General features: G+C 74.0%; 1 protein-coding gene. It reads left to right on the top strand.

From position 1 onward, the window contains the following. Positions 1–40: 40 nt before the first annotated feature. Positions 41–446 (top strand): NAD(P)-binding protein (locus I6F37_RS39965; RefSeq protein ID WP_225154373.1); only part of this gene is annotated, 406 nt, incomplete at its 3' end.

The following is a 446-nucleotide window of genomic DNA, read 5'->3' as shown; positions in this document are numbered from 1 at the left end:
CATCGAGGGTCACCTGACCCATCACCTGGAGAGGCGTCGCATGGATGCCAAGATCGCCGCCCTGCGCGGACACGTCGTGGTCTGCGGGCACGGACGCGTCGGCGCGTCCGCGGTGGAGTTCCTGCACGCGGGCGGTCAGTCGGTCGTCGTCGTCGACGCGGACCCCGCCCGACTGGCCGGGCTGGACCCTGACATCCTCTACCTCGTCGGGGACGTCAACGACGACGAGGTGCTGCGCACGGCAGGCATCGAGCGGGCCAGTGCGGTGATCATCGCCCTCGACACCGACGCCGAGCTCAAGGGTCGGGCCGCGCGCCGCTCCCGGGCCGAGCGGCAGGCCGAGCGCGAGCGGGTCGCGGCGCTCGACGAGGAGCGCGCCAGCCGCCCCTGGGGGGTCCGACTGGGGGAGGTCGACCTCGGCGCGGCCTCGCTGGACGACGTACGCG

The sequence above is a fragment of the Bradyrhizobium sp. NBAIM08 genome (assembly GCF_020193935.1).
Lineage (GTDB): Bacteria > Pseudomonadota > Alphaproteobacteria > Rhizobiales > Xanthobacteraceae > Bradyrhizobium > Bradyrhizobium yuanmingense.
The sequence above is the reverse complement of the archived record's forward strand: the minus strand, read 5'-3'. Positions and strand labels throughout refer to the sequence as shown.